Origin of the sequence: uncultured Sulfitobacter sp., assembly GCF_947499945.1 — a bacterium.
Lineage (GTDB): Bacteria > Pseudomonadota > Alphaproteobacteria > Rhodobacterales > Rhodobacteraceae > Sulfitobacter.
Genome location: NZ_CANMQD010000001.1, coordinates 684,538 through 699,447, shown reverse-complemented (window position 1 = coordinate 699,447; position 14,910 = coordinate 684,538). Strand labels below are relative to the sequence as shown.

The window sequence follows — 14,910 nt, the reverse complement described above, 5'->3', positions numbered from 1 at the left end:
TCGTAGCGTTTGGGTCGGGGCGGGCGTAGGGATGATTTATGATAGATTTTTTGACGCTCGATGACGCCAAGGATCAGCCGCTTTGGCGGCGGCCAATTGCACTGCTGTTTGTCATGGCGCTTGCCATGCCGATTGCGTTTTTCACGTGGTACGCCCTCCTCAATAACTTCGTGAAGGAAGTGGCGGATTTTGACGGGGCCGACATTGGTCTGCTTCACACAGTGCGCGAGATACCGGGGTTCTTGTCGTTTCTGGTGATCTTTTTGATCATCGTTGTGCGCGAGCAGGTTCTCGGGCTTGTCTCGCTCATTATGTTGGGGGCGGCGACGGCAATTACGGCGTGGTATCCGCAGCTGACGGGGATCATGATACTGACGTTTATCAGTTCGGTCGGTTTTCATTATTATGAGACGGTGAACCAGTCGTTGCAGTTGCAATGGTTGCCCAAGGACAAAGCGCCGCAGATATTGGGCTGGCTTATGGCGACGGGGTCGGCTGCAACTTTCATTGTGTATTTTGTGATTATGATCCTGTGGGAGCCTTTGGGGCTTACCTATAACATCGTGTTCATGGCAGGGGGCGGGATCACGATGGCGGCGGCGCTATTCGCGCTGTTGGCCTATCCGCAATACGAGAGCCCGCATCCGCAGATCAAGCGGCTGGTGCTTCGTAAACGCTATTGGCTTTATTATGCGCTGCAATTCATGGCGGGTGCGCGGCGGCAGATTTTCATGGTTTTTGCTGGTTTCATGATGGTCGAGAAGTTTGGCTTTCAGGTGCATGAAGTTGCGGGGCTATATCTGGTCAATCTAGTGCTGAACATGATCATCGCACCCATGCTGGGGCGGATCGTAGCGCGGTTTGGCGAGCGCAATGCGTTGATGTTCGAATATACGGGTCTGGTGATCGTTTTCCTCTCTTATGGCGGCGTCTATTTCTTTGACTGGGGGTTTCAGGTGGCCGCAGTCTTGTACGTGCTGGACCACATGTTCTTTGGTCTTGCGCTGGCCTTGAAGACGTATTTCCAGAAGATCGGCGCACCGGGTGATATGGCGCCCACGGCGGCGGTGGCCTTTACGATCAATCACATTGCAGCTGTATTCTTGCCTGTGTTGTTGGGGTTGTTGTGGCTGGTGTCGCCTGCGGCGGTGTTTTTGCTGGCGGCGGGGATGGCCTCTGTGTCGTTTATCCTGTCCACGATGATACCGCGCCATCCCGAAGCGGGGAACGAGACGGTGTTTGTGCAACGCCTCAAGGCTGCCGAGTGAGTGCTGCGGCGCAGGGGCAGGGGCGGTTTTTGACCGGCTCGACCCTTGGGCATGTGGTGCGGATGACGGCAACGGGTGCGGTTGGGATTACGTTTGTCTTTATTGTAGATGCTGCGAATCTCCTGTGGGTTTCGCAGCTGGGGGATAAGCAGCTCGTGGCGGCGATTGGCTTTGCCTATGCGGTGCAGTTCTTTTCCGTTTCTGTTGCAGTGGGGCTGATGATTGCGGCGACGGCGGTGGTGTCGCGCAGTATTGGCAGCGGGGACCGTGCATCGGCGCGGCGGCAGGCGGGTGCGGCGGTGGTGATTGCGGTGGCTACGCTGGCGGCGGTTTCTTTTTTGATTGTGGGCTTTCGCCATGAGGTGTTGGGGTTTGCGGGGGCGCAGGGGGAGACGCTGCGGCTGGCGGCGCGGTATCTGGCGATCACCATACCCTCGTTGCTGCCGATGTCGGCGGCGTTGGTGATGTCGGGGACATTGCGGGCGGATGGTTACGGCGCCAAAGCGATGTTTATCACGCTCTTTGCGGGCACGGTGTTGTTGGTGATTGATCCGTTCCTGATTTTCTACATGGGCTGGGGCCTTGATGGGGCCGCCATTGGTTTGGTGCTGTTCCGCTTTGCTTTGCTGGCGCTGGCGGTGCGGTTTGCGATTTACGAGCTGCATCTGGTGGACCGTCCGCGTTTTAGTACCTTGCGCAATATTGGTGCGCCGTTTGTAGCTGTGGCGATCCCCGCGATTGCGACGCAGATGAGTACGCCTGTGGGGAACTACTTGCTGACGCGGGTAATGGCGCCGTTTGGCGATGATGCTGTGGCGGCGTGGGCCGTGGTCGGGCGGCTGACCGTGGTGGTGTTCGGTGGGGTATTTGCGCTGAGTGGAGCGATTGGCGGGATATTTCGGTCAGAATTTTGGTGCAGGCCAGTTGGACCGTGTGCGCAGTACGTACCGCGATGCACTGATTTTTTGCCTACTATATACACTGGTTGCTTGGGGGTTGTTTGTGGCGCTGGTGCCTTATGTCATCGCGGCCTTTGATCTGAGCGGACAGGGGGCGGATGTGCTCAATGCCTTTGCGGTGATCGGAGTTGGCGGGTTCATTTTTTTTGGGGCGCTGTTTGTGTCTAATGCGGCGTTCAACAATCTGGGGCGGCCTGCGCGCTCGACGTTGGTGAACTGGATCAAGGACGGAGTGCTGGCGATGCCTGCGGCGCTTTGGTTTGCGGGGATGTTTGGCGCGGCGGGTGTGATTTACGGGCAGGCGGCGGCGGGGATTATTGTGGGCGCTATCTCGGCCACGTGGGGGTGGTACTATGTTAAGGGGTTGCGCACGGACGTTGTGCCGCTTGACCCTGCCGCGCCCGCACCGTACCCGAACCCTGACAGACACAGGAGCCGATAGATGCCTACATTCACTGCACTGACCACCCTCACGGGGCGCGAGCCTGCTTATAAGCTGGGTGAGGCGATGGAGGACATGATGCCAGAGCCGACAGGCGTGGGCGTGTTCGAGATGGAAGACGGATCGGGCCTGTGGGAAGTGGGCGGATATTTCGAGGAAGCGCCCGACATGACAGGGTTGGCTGTGCTGGCGGCTGCGTTCGGGGCGAAGGATTTCAACGTCTCAGAGTTGCCGGAAACGGATTGGGTGGCGCATGTGCGGCGTGAATTGGCCCCCGTCGAGGCGGGACGCTTCTTTGTCTATGGCTCTCATGATGCGGATAAGGTGCCTGCGGAGTGCGAGCCGCTGTTGATCGAGGCGGCCATGGCGTTTGGCACGGGGCACCACGGAACGACGCTGGGCTGTCTTAAGGCGCTGGACCGGCTGGCGATTGACGGGTTTGTGGGCAAGCATGTTGTGGATATCGGTTGTGGTACGGCAGTGCTGGCCATGGGGGCAGCGCGGATATGGGCCGATACGGTGCTGGCGTCGGATATTGACGAGGTTGCTGTGGACGTGGCGCGGGCCAATGTGGTGGCCAACGGGCTTGAGGGGCGTGTCGAGTGTGTCGAGGCGGCAGGGTTTGATCATCCTGCTCTGGCGGGGGCTGCTCCATTCGATCTGGTGTTCGCCAATATCCTCAAAGGGCCGCTGATTGCGCTGGCGCCGGACATGGCGGGGGTGATGGACGATGGCGCTTACGCGATTCTATCTGGCATTTTAAACGAACAGGCGGATGAGGTGGTCGAGGTTTATGCACGATCTGGCATCAATCTACATCACCGCGAGAGTATTGGTGACTGGACGACGATAACGCTTCGGAAAATGAACGCGAATTAACCTTATTTGAGGCGATTGCGCCTCATTTGCCCAACTTTTGCCACATTCTTTATCTAAAAATTATCTCAACAACGGTGGGGGCTGTTGCTGAGAAAGACCACTGTCATGGTTTATACAAAAGAAGATTTTAACAGCCGTGTAGGTTCTGTGTCCAAGAAATCGGCACGGCGCGGTAAGAACGCTTTTGTCACACGCATCGATAACAACGGTGTGGTTGTTGTAAAAGCAAAACGCCGCGGCCTGCAATTCCCTGTGAAAGGCTTTGGCCTGATGGTCCTCGGCTTTTTCTGCTTTAAGGCTCTTATGCTCTCGGCCAATGGGCCGGAAGCGTACTCAGATCGCCTTACCATTCTGAAAAACGGTACAATGATCGAAGCGATGGGCGCACGCGTGCTGGCGGTTGATCCGGTGACACAGTTTATAGCAGATCAGGCAGGGCCGTTGTTCCGCTGAATTAGAACAACCACCGTGGCCCAGCCCTCCGGGGGGAGGGGCGGCCACGGTGGAAAGTTGCGCAATTCTCATTAAGCGCAAAAAGGAAGGCCGCGACGGGGAAACCCGCGCGGCCTTTTTTATGCGTCGATTGTATATCGACCAGTGCAGATGCGCCGTTCGTTAGCGGATCAGATTGCTGCGTGCGATGCTGTCGATCTCACCGCGTACGAGGCCGATATCGGCTAATTCACGGTCGGAGAGGTCGGTCAACGCATTGCGTGTGATGCGGGTGTCGTTCCAAGATTGAACGCGAAGTGCGAGATCGGCAACAAATGCAACTGCGCGCGATGCGAATGATGCTGTGCCATAGGTAGTGCGTGTGGTGTCAAAAGCAGCCATTTGAGCCGTCCTTCTTGTATGGGGTTATGCCGATTTGCTCAGCGATGTGATTGCTAATTAGGCACAGTGCGAAGATGGCGCAACCCTTGTGGGCGCACATCTGCTATGCGTTTTCTGCATAGCAGAAATCGGCTTATAACCTTAATAAAATATGACAAAATCGCGGCCATTTTGTCAATAATTTTATCGCAAGCTAGAGGTGTTTTGCTGCAATGCAGCGATTGCGACATGCCCTAGTCCGAACGCGACGGATGATTTAAAAGGATATGCAATGTTCGCCTTTCGTGCTACTGCATCCAAAAAGCAACAAACGCGAGGGATGCAGGCAGATGATACGGGTAATTGGCATCGATCCGGGCCTTCGAAACATGGGGTGGGGCGTGATTGACGTTGATGGCAGTCGGTTGAGCCATGTTGCGAACGGGATTTGTCATTCTGCGACAGGGGTCGAGTTGGCCGAGCGGTTGTTGAGCCTGCATGCGCAGTTGACGCGGGTTTTCAGTACCTATCAGCCGCAGACAGCCGCAGTGGAGCATACGTTTGTGAACAAGGACGCCGTGGCGACCCTCAAGCTGGGTCAAGCGCGGGGGATTGCCCTATTGGTGCCTGCGCAGATGGGGCTAGCCGTGGGGGAGTATGCGCCCAACAACGTCAAAAAGACAGTCGTAGGCGTGGGTCATGCGGATAAGGGGCAGGTGCAGCATATGGTGCGGATGCAACTTCCCGGTGTGGTGTTTGAAGGACCCGATGCAGCGGATGCCTTGGCGATCGCAATTACACACGCGCATCATGGCGGTGCGTCCAACTATGCCGCAGCGGTGGCGAGGGCGAGCGCATGATTGGCAAGCTGACGGGACGGATTGAATATCGCGCGGTGGATCATGTGCTGATTGATGTGCGCGGTGTGGGCTATCTGGTGTTTTGCTCGGAGCGGACTTTGGCGGGGTTGCCGCCTGTTGGGGAAGTGGCGGCGGTCTATACCGATCTGCTGGTGCAGGAGACGAATTTACAGCTGTTCGGTTTCACAACGCTGGTTGAGAAGGAGTGGCACAAGCTGCTGACGAGCGTGCAGGGGATCGGGGCGAAGGCATCACTTGCGATCCTGAGTGCGCTGGGGCCTGACGGGGTGGGGCGTGCGATTGCGCTGGGTGACTGGAACGCAGTCAAGGCGGCCAAAGGCGTTGGCCCAAAGATCGCGCAGCGCGTTGTACTGGATCTGAAGAATAAAGCGCCTGCGATGATGGCGATGGGTGGCACAGTGGCCGAGGCGCTGGGCGAGCAGGACGCGGAAGTGATTGAAGCGCCTGCGCCCTCGCGTAAAAAGGCAGCACCTGCGGCCAACGCGTCGGCGCAGTCTGAGGCGTTGTCTGCGCTAAGCAACCTTGGCTATGCGCCTGGCGATGCGGCGGGTGCGGTGGCACAGGCGGCTGGCGAGGCACCTGATGCAGAAACGACAACGCTGATCCGTGCGGCGTTGAAACTTCTGGCGCCTAGAGAGTAATGTGCGCACAAATAGGCCAGCGATGGCGCTCACCGCTTAGGGACGTGACATGATAGACAGTGATCCGATTGTGCGCCCTGAGGGGATGCCCGAAGATTTTGACCGCGCATTGCGGCCCCAAATGCTGGATGAATTCGTGGGGCAGGCGGAGGCACGCTCCAACCTCAAGGTATTTATACAATCCGCCAAGCAGCGCGAAGAGGCGATGGATCACACGCTGTTCCATGGCCCCCCCGGATTGGGGAAGACCACACTGGCGCAGATCATGGCGCGGGAGTTGGGGGTCGGGTTTCGGATGACTTCGGGGCCAGTGCTGGCCAAGGCCGGTGATCTGGCTGCGATCCTGACCAATCTCGAAGCGCGGGATGTTTTGTTTATTGACGAGATTCACCGCCTGAACCCTGCGGTAGAAGAGGTGCTCTATCCTGCGCTGGAGGATTTCGAGCTTGATCTGGTGATTGGCGAGGGGCCAGCGGCGCGGACGGTGCGTATTGAGTTGCAGCCCTTTACCTTGGTCGGGGCGACCACGCGGATGGGATTGTTGACCACGCCCCTGCGTGACCGTTTTGGTATCCCGACGCGGTTGGAGTTTTATACCGAAGACGAGTTGTTCATTATTGTGGACCGCAACGCCCGAAAATTGGGCGCACCTGCGGATGAGGGCGGTGCACGCGAGATTGCGAAACGTGCACGCGGAACACCGCGGATTGCGGGGCGGTTGCTGCGCCGTGTCGTTGACTTTGCGGTTGTTGAAGGGGACGGACGTGTGACGCGGGCACTGGCTGATATGGCGCTGACGCGGCTGGGGGTGGATCACCTTGGGCTGGACGGGGCGGACCGACGGTATCTACGATTGATTGCGGAGAACTATCAGGGCGGGCCTGTGGGCATCGAGACGTTGTCAGCGGCCTTGAGTGAGAGCCGTGATGCGCTTGAGGAAGTTATCGAGCCGTTTTTGTTGCAGCAGGGCTTGATCCAGCGGACACCGCGAGGCCGTATGTTAGCGCAGAAGGCGTGGGCGCATTTGGGAATGGAACCGCCAAAACGGGATGTTGACCTGTTTGGCTGAGGTTGGATTTGAGTTTAAGGGCCAAATGAAGATGGAACCGAGTGATATTGAAGCGCTGTTTACGCGGGGCGACGGGCAGTTTGTATTTGCGCGTTGGGGGCGGCCAATCGCGCCTGTGGTATTTGGCGTGGAAGAGGCGACCTTGAAGGTTGTGAAGGGCGCGTTGGAGGCTGTGACCGCGTTGGCGGGGCATAAGATGGCCGAGACTGATATGGAGCTTGGCTCCAACATGATGGTCTTTTTCTTCTCTGAATGGGCGGAATTGTTGGATGTGCCGGGGATGGACCGTTTGGTGCCTGATCTGGGGCCGCTGGTTGAGAAGCTGACGGATGTGGATGCTAATCAGTATCGGTTTTTCCGCTTTGATGAGAGCGGTGCGATCAAGGCATGTTTTGTGTTCTTGCGGATGGATGAACATCTGACTGCAGTACCTGCGGAGACACTGGCCTTAAGCCAAGTTGTACAGTCTTATGTGCTTTGGTCGGATGAAGCGTTCAAGGATCGCTCGCCTCTGGCAGTGGTCGGGGAGAAGACGATCTTGCGGCCAGATGTGGCGGGATTGATACGGGCGGCTTATGATCCTGTGTTGCCGTCGGCTGCTACGGATAGCAGCCATGCATTGCGGTTGTATGCGCGGATGCAGGCCGGGGCGGGGGTCGTGCAATGAGTAAGATTGAGCCAATGATCCACCGCAAGGAAATACGTGTCTATTATGAGGACACGGATATGGCGGGAATAGTGTATTATGCCAATTACCTGCGGTTTATCGAGCGGGCGCGCAGTGACTGGGTGCGGGAGGTTGGCATTGACCAGTTGGCGATGAAGGAGGCGGGTGTTGTCTTTGCTGTGCGTCGGGTGGAGGCGGATTATGTCGCCCCTGCGCGGTTTGATGATATCTTGGACGTGCGCACCACGCTAGACAGTTTGAGTGCGGCCAAGATGGTGATGGGGCAGGAGGTCTGGCGTGGTGATACGCTGATTTTCACTGCAAAGGTGCTGATTGTGTGCATTGGAGCATCCGGAAAACCTGTGCGTTTGCCAGCGGAATGTCGCCTGCTGAAAACGTGATCGGGCGGCGGTACGCTTGGCCCTCGCTTTTTCCCTTGTGCTGCGCTAGATTCTACCCAAATGGAGCCTGAGAACAGGCCCACCTGAGGCAGTAGAGTAGAGCAATACACATGCAGACAGCGTTTATACTCGCCGGCGTAGGCGATAGCATTACCGTATGGGGCATGTTTGCCCAAGCGACCTTCACCGTAAAGTTGGTGATGATCTCACTTGTGGTGGCGAGTTTTTGGACGTGGTCCATCATCGTACAAAAGACGATCCAGTATCGCGCGGCCAAGGCCGAGGCGGAAGAGTTTGACCGTGCGTTTTGGTCGGGTGAGCCGCTGGACGGTTTGTACGAGCAGATCGGGCCGGAGCCTACGGGTGCGGCGCAGAAGATTTTCGCGGCGGGCATGACGGAGTGGCGTCGTTCGCACCGCGAGGATGGTGGACTTATTCCAGGGGCCACAGCACGGATTGACCGTTCCATGGATGTGGCGATTGCCAAGGAAGCAGAGGTCTTGCAAAAGGGTCTACCCGTTTTGGCGACCACTGGATCGACGGCACCATTTGTCGGTCTGTTCGGGACTGTTTTCGGGATTATGAACGCGTTTATCGAGATTGCGGAGCAGCAGAATACCAACCTTGCAGTAGTTGCACCCGGTATTGCAGAGGCATTGCTGGCAACGGGCCTAGGCCTGATGGCCGCGATCCCTGCGGTTGTCTATTACAACAAATTTAACGCCGATAGCGATCGTATCCTTGGTGGATACGAGGCCTTTGCTGATGAATTTGCGACCATCCTTAGCCGCCAAGTGGACAGCTGATCGTGGCCGGGGGTGTGATGCAAAAAAGCGGCGGCAACGGGCGGCGCAGGCGGCGCGGGGGTGCGGCGCAGATGTCGGAGATTAACATCACGCCGTTTGTGGATGTCATGCTGGTGCTGCTCATTATCTTCATGGTGGCGGCACCGTTGCTGACCGTGGGTGTGCCCGTGGAGTTGCCCAAGACGGCCGCCTCGGCGCTGCCAGCGGAGCAAGAAGAGCCGCTGACCGTGACGATCACGGCCGAAGGTAGTGTGCAAATAATGACGACAGAGACAGCGCGTGATGAGTTGATCCCCAAGCTGCGAGCTGTTGCAGCCGAGCGCGAGGGGGACCGAGTGTTCCTGCGTGCAGATGGTGCCGTGCCATATAGTGCTGTGATGGAAATTATGGGTGCGCTGAATGCGGGTGGATTTTCCAACATTGGTCTGGTGACGGATATCGGCGGGCCAACGCTGGACGGCACTGGAAACTAAGCGATGTCTCGCGCACGCAAAATTGGCAATATCGTATCGGGGGTGGGGCATGTGGGCTTCATCACCTTTGTGCTGTTCGGTGGGTTGTTCACCTCGCGGCCCGATCCTGTTGAGGTGCGCGAAGCGTCGATGATTTCTGGTGAGGAATTTGCGGCCCTTGTCGAGGCCTCGCGGCAGCCTGTTGTGGAGGCGGAAGAGCCTGCGCCAGCAGCGCCCGAAGTGACAGCCGATGCGCCTGAAGTGGATTTGGGTGTGCAGGAACCTGTGGCGGCACCTATTCAGGATGTAGCCGAGCCTGCGGAAGAACCTGTTGAGGAACTGGCACCCCAGATATCGGAGGCGGCGCCAGAGCGACCGGAGGCTCCTGCGGAAGTTGCGGTGGAAGATGCGCCTGTGGATGAAACACCAGTGGAGCGGCCGGCCGAAGTGGTCGCACCCGAGCCAGCGCCGCGCCCCGAGCCCGATGTAGTGCAGGATCCTGCGCCGCAGGAGGCCGTGATCCCCGAAGAGACAGGCGAGACTGTGGAGCAGCCGCAAGAGGCGACCGCTGCGCCAGAGGCAACGGATCGCACTGTTACCGAGGCGGCAGAAGCCCCAGCGTCTTCGCCGACTGCGTCTTTGCGGCCGCCTGCACGCAGACCGTCTGCGCCGCAGCCAACACAGACGGTTGAGACACCAGTGACCCCTGCACCTTCTGAGAATGTGGTGGATGATGCGGCTGTGCAGGCAGCGCTGGAGGCTGCGTTGAGCTCTTCTGCCACCAATACTGTGCCGACAGGGCCGCCGATGTCGTCGGGTGAGAAGGACGCGCTGCGCCTTGCAGTTCAGGGGTGTTGGAACGTGGACCCCGGTGCGCGTTGGGCGCAGACGACGGTGACCGTTTTGATGAGCATGACGCAGGACGGCAAGGTTGTTGCCTCGTCTTTGCGGATGATTGCGAGTGAGGGCGGCGATGCCTCTACTGCCAACGCGGCCTTTGGAGCGGCGCGGCGGGCGATTTTGCTGTGCCAGAAGGATGGATACCCTTTGCCGCCAGAGAAATACGGGCAGTGGCAAGAGATCGAGATGACGTTCAACCCAGAACGGATGCGGATCAGATGAGGGTTCTCATGTGCTTCATAAGTGCCTTTGGCTTTGCGACAGGTGCGATGGCCGATGACAAGGTGCGTCCGAAAGAGCGCCCGCTGATGCGCACTCCGATTGAGCCTCAAATGCAAGGTCCGTCGCGCCCGATGATGGCCGCTTCGACGCAAGCGGCGTTAAGCGATGATGAGTTGGTCATTTTTGACAAGCAGATATCTGCCTGTTGGATGCCGCGAAAAGATGCGCCGCTGGTCAAGGTGGGTTTTTCACTGGACCGTGACGGGCGGCCTGTTGCAGGGTCGTTTAAAGAGATTGATCATGCAGAGGCGCAGGAGGCTGCCGTAACTTCGGCATTTGCATTAGCGAAAAGGGCCGTTTGGCTGTGCGGTGTTGATGGATACACCCTGCCAAAATGGAAATATGATGAATGGCAGGACGTTGTTGTGACGTTTAACCCTGAAAAGGTGATTTTTAGATGAGATTGTTGAGTATGTGTCTGGCGCTTGTCTGTGCCTTTGTAGCAGCATCTGGCGCGCAGGCCCAGCAAGGGCCGCTGCAGATCACTATTGAGGAGGGTATCATCAAGCCGCTGCCCTTTGCCGTTCCTGATTTCCAAGCAGAGACAGGTGAGGCGGGCCAGTTGGCTGGTGATCTGTCACGGGTGATTGCGGCTGACCTACAGGGCACGGGCGTGTTCCGCGAAATCCCAAGCTCGGCCTTTATCGCGAATTATTCTGATTTCAATGCGCCTGTGTCCTTTCCTGATTGGAAGGCAGTGAATGCGCAGGCTCTTGTCACGGGGGCAGTTTCGGTCAACGGGACATCAGTGAACGTAAAGTTCCGCGTCTATGACGTGGTGTCTGGGACCAATATCGGGGAGGGGCTACAATTTTCTGGCACTACCGATGGCTGGCGGCGCATGGCGCATAAGGTGGCTGACGAAGTTTACTCACGGATCACCGGCGAGGGCGGCTATTTCGACAGCCGCGTTGTTTACGTCTCCGAGACAGGTCCAAAGGACAAGCGACAGAAGCGTTTGGCAATTATGGATTATGACGGTGCGAATGTGCGGTTTTTGACGGATAGCAGTGCGATTGTGCTGGCCCCGCGCTTCTCGCCCAATGGTGATCGCGTGCTTTATACCAGCTATGAAAGCGGATTTCCGCGCATTTACGTGCTTGATGTAGGGTCGGTCCAGCGGCGTGTGTTGGAGAGTGCGGAGGGCACGATGAGCTTTGCGCCGCGCTTTTCGCCATCGGGCAATACAGTTGTTTACTCGTTGTCGCAGGGCGGTAATACGGACATCTACACCATGGATATCGGGTCAGGGCAGTCGGTGCGCCTGACCAATACACCTGCAATCGAGACGGCCCCGAGCTATAGCCCTGATGGCACGCAGATCGTGTTCGAGAGTGATCGCAGCGGCTCTCCGCAGCTTTACATTATGTCGGCGGGTGGCGGTGAGGCGCGGCGAATTTCCTTTGGCGACGGGCGGTATGGCACGCCTGTCTGGTCGCCGCGCGGCGATCTGATCGCCTTTACCAAGCAGACATCGGGGCGCTTCCATATTGGTGTAATGCGCACGGATGGCTCGGAAGAGCGGCTGCTGACAGCCTCTTTCCTTGATGAGGGTCCGACGTGGTCGCCCAATGGCCGTGTGATCATGTTCACGCGTGAGACACAGGGCGAGGGCGGTGCATCGTCGCTCTACTCCGTGGATATTACGGGCCGCGTTTTGCGGCAGGTGGACACACCCGAGGGCGGATCAGACCCGAGCTGGTCGCCGCTGCAACAGTAACGGGTGCCTGCACCCCCTTTCCCCGCCGCCTGATGCTGTGATAGATTAGGCGTAATAATAAAAACCCGATGATGAGGTCGAGCAGATGAAATTCCTACCCATAAGCCTTTTGGTTGCAGCTGTTGCGCTGTCGGCCTGTACAAACCCGAACCGTTTTGGCGCAGATGACGCGTTGGCCAATCCTGCCCCTACGGTTGGCACGCCGCTCAACGGTGTGGGTACTGGGGGGGCGAATGATCCGACATCTACAGCCTATTTTAACCAGACTGTTGGCGACCGCGTGTTGTTTGAAGTGGATCAATCCACATTGACAGCCGCAGGCCGTGCCACGCTGGACGGGCAGGCAACATGGCTACTTACCAACTCCGACTATCAGGCCGTCATTGAAGGCCATGCGGACGAGCAGGGCACGCGCCAGTATAACCTCGCGCTGGGTGCGCGCCGCGCCAATGCGGCACAGGAATATCTGGTGTCCAAAGGTGTTCCGGCAAACCGTCTGCGGGTTGTCAGCTACGGTAAAGAACGCCCCATTGAGATATGTTCCAGCGAAGCCTGCTATGCCAAAAACCGTCGTGCGGTGACTGTGCTGGCCGGTGGTCAAACAAGCTAAATTTTAGGGAGCCTGCGTGATGCGTTTTGCTTTTATCTTTGCGATTGTACTGGGTGCGGTGCCGATGGGTGCTGTGGCGCAGGACGCGCAAACTCTTGCCGATATTCGGCAAGAGTTGACGACATTGAGTGTCGAGATGACCAAGCTCAAGCGCGAGCTTGCCACGACAGGCACGGCGGGTGGGGTGCAAATGCCTGCCTCCGTGTTGGAGCGGGTCAATGCAATGGAGAGCGAGCTGAGCCGTGTGACGTCTAAAGCGGAAGAGCTTGAGTTCCGCATTAACCGCATTGTTGATGATGGCACGCGGCGGATTGCTGATCTGGAGTTCCGTCTGGTTGAGCTGGAGGGCGGCGATATCTCCACCCTTGGTGAGACGACGACATTAGGTGGCAATGATCAGGCGACGGCACCGCCGCCTGCTGTGGCCCCTCAAACCAACACAAGCCAACTCGCCGTGGGTGAGCAAGACGACTTCAAGCGGGCGCAGGAGGCGCTCGCAACCGGTGACTTTCGCACCGCCGCAGACCAGCTTGCGACCTTCAATCAGACCTACCCGGGCTCTCCAATAGCCGCGGAAGTTGAATTGCTGCGCGGGGATGCGTTGCAAGGTTTGGGTGATACGCGTGAAGCGGCGCGTGCCTATCTGGCCAGTTTTGGCGCGGCTCCAACGGGACCGATAGCACCCGATGCCCTCTACAAACTTGGCGCGTCCCTTGGCGCGTTGGGTCAAAGCGGTGAGGCCTGTGTGACGCTTGCCGAAGTTTCCACCCGTTTCCCTGACAGCCCCGCATCGGGCAGCGCCCAAGCGGAGCGGGCCAAGCTGGGATGCAGCTAGACCAAAGCTGGGTGATGCAGCAGGGCGAGGATGCCATGCTGCTGCATTTTATTGATGTTGCGTTTGTTCGTGCGCCAACGGGGCCAATCGGTATCGCCGTCTCGGGTGGTGGGGATTCAATGGCGCTGTTGCACCTGTTTGCCCGTTGGTCGGAGCAGACAGGCCATCCGATCGCTGCCGTAACAGTGGATCATGGATTGCGCCCCGAGAGTGGCGCGGAAGCGGGCCGCGTTGCTGCACTTTGTGCCCAATCGGGCATTCCACACGAGATTCTGACTTGGGCGGGGGGGCAAGCAGAGGGAAACCTGCCTGCCGCCGCACGCGATGCGCGGTATGCCCTGATGGCGGAGTGGGCGAAGGCCAAAGGCATCCGTAACATCGCTTTGGGTCATACTGTTGACGATTCCGCAGAGAACTTTTTGATGCGGTTGGGGCGCTCTGCTGGGATTGACGGGTTGGCCGAAATGGAGACCCGATTTGAGCGTAATGGCATCTTATGGTCGCGCCCGTTGTGGCAGCAACACAGGAGCGAGTTGCGCGATTATCTGCGGCGTCACGATGTGCAATGGATTGAAGACCCGAGTAACGATGATCCACAATATCTGCGCACGCGGGCGCGTAAGGCACTGCCCTTATTGGCCGATGTTGGTGTTACGGCGCAAACCATCCACGCCTCGGCCTTTGCCCTGCGCCAGGCGCAAAGCGCATTGGTGCATTATACGCATCAGGAAGCTGCTTTGCATGTGATGCAGGAGGTAGGCGATCTGCTCATCCCCGTGCGCCCGATGCCGCCGATCCCTACGGAGATTGAGCGGCGGTTGGTTACGGCGGCGCTGCAGTGGGTAGGATCGAACAGGTATCCGCCGCGCGGGGTTTGGGCGGGATTGCTGGACGTGGATGTGGCAGGCCAACAGCGCAAGACGCTTGCGGGCTGTTTGATTATGAAGCGCAAAGGACACTACCGCATCACCCGCGAATATAACGCGGTGAAGGATTTGGTAACGGCGACTGATGCAGTTTGGGATACGCGCTGGCGGCTCGAGGGGCCGCATGCGCCTGATTTGGAAGTGCGGGCTTTGGGCGAATCTGTGAGCGCTCTGCCCGACTGGCGTGATACGGGGCAGCCGCGGGCGACATTGATGGCCTCACCGGCGGTTTGGCGGGGGGATTTACTCGTTGCGGTGCCGCTTGCGGGATACAATGACGATTGGTCTGTACAGATCGTCGCAGATTTCACCTCATTTCTGGATTCGCATTGAACAAACCGCCTCAATCTCTATCTTAG

General features: G+C 58.1%; 19 protein-coding genes. 18 read left to right on the top strand and 1 reads right to left on the bottom strand.

All coding sequences use genetic code 11. The annotated features are described in order from the left end of the window. Positions 1-38 precede the first annotated feature (38 nt). The 5 genes from Q0775_RS03305 to Q0775_RS03285 all read left to right on the top strand — a co-directional run bounded on the left by Q0775_RS03305 (position 39) and on the right by Q0775_RS03285 (position 4,001). Complete coding sequence (locus tag Q0775_RS03305; protein WP_298857906.1) at positions 39-1,268, top strand: MFS transporter; 1,230 nt, start codon at positions 39-41, stop codon at positions 1,266-1,268. After that, the gene (locus Q0775_RS03300) at positions 1,265-2,305 is read left to right on the top strand and encodes an MATE family efflux transporter (RefSeq protein ID WP_298857905.1); all 1,041 of its coding nucleotides are present in this window, start codon (positions 1,265-1,267) and stop codon (positions 2,303-2,305) included. Before Q0775_RS03305 ends, Q0775_RS03300 begins: the two co-directional genes overlap by 4 nt. Then, a complete protein-coding gene (locus tag Q0775_RS03295; protein ID WP_298857904.1) occupies positions 2,202-2,669 on the top strand; it encodes a hypothetical protein in 468 nt (155 codons plus the stop codon). The genes Q0775_RS03300 and Q0775_RS03295 overlap by 104 nt, the downstream gene beginning before the upstream one ends. Further along, positions 2,670-3,548 (top strand): 50S ribosomal protein L11 methyltransferase, encoded by an 879-nt coding sequence (locus tag Q0775_RS03290; RefSeq protein WP_298857902.1) that lies wholly within the window; start codon positions 2,670-2,672, stop codon positions 3,546-3,548. A gap of 105 nt (positions 3,549-3,653) precedes the next feature. After that, entirely contained in the window at positions 3,654-4,001 is a 348-nt protein-coding gene (locus tag Q0775_RS03285) for a hypothetical protein (protein ID WP_298857900.1), read from the top strand. 162 nt (positions 4,002-4,163) lie between these two features. On the opposite strand, the gene Q0775_RS03280 is transcribed toward Q0775_RS03285, so the two are convergent. Then, positions 4,164-4,382 (bottom strand): DUF1127 domain-containing protein, encoded by a 219-nt coding sequence (locus Q0775_RS03280; protein ID WP_298857899.1) that lies wholly within the window; start codon positions 4,380-4,382, stop codon positions 4,164-4,166. A gap of 332 nt (positions 4,383-4,714) precedes the next feature. Between Q0775_RS03280 and ruvC the strand changes: the two genes are divergently transcribed. The 13 genes from ruvC (at position 4,715) to tilS (ending at position 14,884) form a co-directional block, all read left to right on the top strand. Further along, the gene (gene ruvC / locus Q0775_RS03275; RefSeq protein WP_298859927.1) at positions 4,715-5,221 is read left to right on the top strand and encodes a crossover junction endodeoxyribonuclease RuvC; all 507 of its coding nucleotides are present in this window, start codon (positions 4,715-4,717) and stop codon (positions 5,219-5,221) included. Further along, the gene (ruvA, locus tag Q0775_RS03270) at positions 5,218-5,883 is read left to right on the top strand and encodes a Holliday junction branch migration protein RuvA (RefSeq protein WP_298857898.1); all 666 of its coding nucleotides are present in this window, start codon (positions 5,218-5,220) and stop codon (positions 5,881-5,883) included. The genes ruvC and ruvA overlap by 4 nt, the downstream gene beginning before the upstream one ends. 49 nt (positions 5,884-5,932) lie before the next feature. After that, positions 5,933-6,952: a Holliday junction branch migration DNA helicase RuvB gene (gene ruvB, locus Q0775_RS03265; RefSeq protein ID WP_298857897.1), complete on the top strand. Its 1,020-nt coding sequence runs from the start codon at positions 5,933-5,935 to the stop codon at positions 6,950-6,952. Positions 6,953-6,983: 31 nt separating this feature from the next. Continuing rightward, entirely contained in the window at positions 6,984-7,619 is a 636-nt protein-coding gene (locus Q0775_RS03260; RefSeq protein ID WP_298857896.1) for a hypothetical protein, read from the top strand. Between the two features lie 14 nt (positions 7,620-7,633). Beyond that, a complete protein-coding gene (gene ybgC / locus Q0775_RS03255; protein ID WP_298859925.1) occupies positions 7,634-8,020 on the top strand; it encodes a tol-pal system-associated acyl-CoA thioesterase in 387 nt (128 codons plus the stop codon). Between the two features lie 110 nt (positions 8,021-8,130). Beyond that, positions 8,131-8,826 carry a protein TolQ gene (tolQ, locus tag Q0775_RS03250; RefSeq protein WP_298857895.1) on the top strand — a complete coding sequence of 232 codons (696 nt, stop codon included), beginning with the start codon at positions 8,131-8,133 and terminating at the stop codon, positions 8,824-8,826. 2 nt (positions 8,827-8,828) lie between these two features. Next, positions 8,829-9,299: a protein TolR gene (tolR, locus tag Q0775_RS03245; RefSeq protein WP_298857893.1), complete on the top strand. Its 471-nt coding sequence runs from the start codon at positions 8,829-8,831 to the stop codon at positions 9,297-9,299. Positions 9,300-9,302: 3 nt separating this feature from the next. Beyond that, on the top strand, positions 9,303-10,400 hold the full coding sequence (locus Q0775_RS03240) for an energy transducer TonB (RefSeq protein ID WP_298857891.1): 1,098 nt from the start codon (positions 9,303-9,305) through the stop codon (positions 10,398-10,400). An 8-nt stretch (positions 10,401-10,408) separates the two neighbouring features. Then, positions 10,409-10,861, top strand: coding sequence for a hypothetical protein (locus tag Q0775_RS03235; protein WP_298857889.1), 453 nt, complete (start codon positions 10,409-10,411; stop codon positions 10,859-10,861). Continuing rightward, a complete protein-coding gene (gene tolB / locus Q0775_RS03230; protein ID WP_298857887.1) occupies positions 10,858-12,180 on the top strand; it encodes a Tol-Pal system beta propeller repeat protein TolB in 1,323 nt (440 codons plus the stop codon). The genes Q0775_RS03235 and tolB overlap by 4 nt, the downstream gene beginning before the upstream one ends. Before the next feature lie 85 nt (positions 12,181-12,265). Further along, on the top strand, positions 12,266-12,790 hold the full coding sequence (pal, locus tag Q0775_RS03225; protein ID WP_298857885.1) for a peptidoglycan-associated lipoprotein Pal: 525 nt from the start codon (positions 12,266-12,268) through the stop codon (positions 12,788-12,790). A 19-nt stretch (positions 12,791-12,809) separates the two neighbouring features. Further along, entirely contained in the window at positions 12,810-13,625 is an 816-nt protein-coding gene (gene ybgF / locus Q0775_RS03220; RefSeq protein WP_298859923.1) for a tol-pal system protein YbgF, read from the top strand. Further along, the gene (gene tilS, locus Q0775_RS03215) at positions 13,616-14,884 is read left to right on the top strand and encodes a tRNA lysidine(34) synthetase TilS (protein WP_298857883.1); all 1,269 of its coding nucleotides are present in this window, start codon (positions 13,616-13,618) and stop codon (positions 14,882-14,884) included. The genes ybgF and tilS overlap by 10 nt, the downstream gene beginning before the upstream one ends. The last annotated feature ends 26 nt before the right edge of the window (positions 14,885-14,910 follow it).